The sequence below is a fragment of the Streptomyces sp. NPDC057099 genome, from assembly GCF_042671245.1.
GTDB classification, from domain to species: Bacteria; Actinomycetota; Actinomycetes; order Streptomycetales; family Streptomycetaceae; genus Streptomyces; species Streptomyces purpurascens.
The window spans coordinates 1-1,990 of record NZ_JBHUTX010000114.1; the positions used below are offsets into that span (position 1 = coordinate 1).

General features: G+C 56.0%; 2 rRNA genes. Both read left to right on the forward strand.

Annotated elements, in window-relative coordinates:
- Positions 1–1,782, forward strand: a 23S ribosomal RNA gene (locus ACFT4A_RS42395); the annotation flags it as partial.
- 91 nt (positions 1,783–1,873) lie between these two features.
- Positions 1,874–1,990: ribosomal RNA gene (gene rrf / locus ACFT4A_RS42400) — 5S ribosomal RNA — on the forward strand.

Sequence of the window (1,990 nt, forward strand, 5' to 3'; positions counted from 1 at the left end):
AAGCGAGTTGTGGACGGTTCACGAGTGAGAATGCAGGCATGAGTAGCGATACAAACGTGAGAAACGTTTGCGCCGATTGACTAAGGGTTCCTGGGTCAAGCTGATCTGCCCAGGGTAAGTCGGGACCTAAGGCGAGGCCGACAGGCGTAGTCGATGGATAACCGGTTGATATTCCGGTACCCGCTGTGAAGCGTCAAACATCGAATCCAGTGATGCTAAGCCCGTGAAGCCGTTCCGGACCCTTCGGGGAAAGGAAAGTGGTGGAGCCGGTGACCCAAGTTGGTAGTAGGTGAGTGATGGGGTGACGCAGGAAGGTAGTCCATCCCGGGCGGTGGTTGTCCCGGGGTAAGGGTGTAGGCCGTGCGATAGGTAAATCCGTCGCACACAAGGCTGAGACCTGATGCCGAGCCGATTGTGGTGAAGTGGATGATCCTATGCTGTCGAGAAAAGCCTCTAGCGAGTTTCATGGCGGCCCGTACCCTAAACCGACTCAGGTGGTCAGGTAGAGAATACCGAGGCGTTCGGGTGAACTATGGTTAAGGAACTCGGCAAAATGCCCCCGTAACTTCGGGAGAAGGGGGGCCACATCCGGTGATGAGCTTTGCGCTCTGAGCTGGGGGTGGCCGCAGAGACCAGCGAGAAGCGACTGTTTACTAAAAACACAGGTCCGTGCGAAGCCGTAAGGCGATGTATACGGACTGACGCCTGCCCGGTGCTGGAACGTTAAGGGGACCGGTTAGTCAAGATTCGTCTTGGCGAAGCTGAGAACTTAAGCGCCAGTAAACGGCGGTGGTAACTATAACCATCCTAAGGTAGCGAAATTCCTTGTCGGGTAAGTTCCGACCTGCACGAATGGCGTAACGACTTCTCGACTGTCTCAACCATAGGCCCGGTGAAATTGCACTACGAGTAAAGATGCTCGTTTCGCGCAGCAGGACGGAAAGACCCCGGGACCTTTACTACAGTTTGATATTGGTGTTCGGTTCGGCTTGTGTAGGATAGCTGGGAGACTTTGAAACTCGCACGCCAGTGTGGGTGGAGTCGTCGTTGAAATACCAGTCTGGTCGTGCTGGATGTCTAACCTGGGTCCGTGATCCGGATCAGGGACAGTGTCTGATGGGTAGTTTAACTGGGGCGGTTGCCTCCTAAAGAGTAACGGAGGCGCCCAAAGGTTCCCTCAGCCTGGTTGGCAATCAGGTGTTGAGTGTAAGTGCACAAGGGAGCTTGACTGTGAGACCGACGGGTCGAGCAGGGACGAAAGTCGGGACTAGTGATCCGGCGGTGGCTTGTGGAAGCGCCGTCGCTCAACGGATAAAAGGTACCCCGGGGATAACAGGCTGATCTTCCCCAAGAGTCCATATCGACGGGATGGTTTGGCACCTCGATGTCGGCTCGTCGCATCCTGGGGCTGGAGTCGGTCCCAAGGGTTGGGCTGTTCGCCCATTAAAGCGGTACGCGAGCTGGGTTTAGAACGTCGTGAGACAGTTCGGTCCCTATCCGCTGTGCGCGTAGGAATATTGAGAAGGGCTGTCCCTAGTACGAGAGGACCGGGACGGACGAACCTCTGGTGTGCCAGTTGTTCTGCCAAGGGCATGGCTGGTTGGCTACGTTCGGGAGGGATAACCGCTGAAAGCATCTAAGCGGGAAGCCTGCTTCGAGATGAGTATTCCCACCTCCTTGAGAGGGTAAGGCTCCCAGTAGACGACTGGGTTGATAGGCCGGATATGGAAGCACGGTAACGTGTGGAGTTGACCGGTACTAATAGGCCGAGGGCTTGTCCTCAGTTGCTCGCGTCCACTGTGTTGGTTCTGAAACCACGAACAGCCCCATGCCAGGTCACGGTATGGTGCGGCAGTTTACAGTTTCATAGTGTTTCGGTGGTTTTAGCGTTAGGGAAACGCCCGGTTACATTCCGAACCCGGAAGCTAAGCCTTTCAGCGCCGATGGTACTGCAGGGGGGACCCTGTGGGAGAGTAGGACGCCGCCGAAC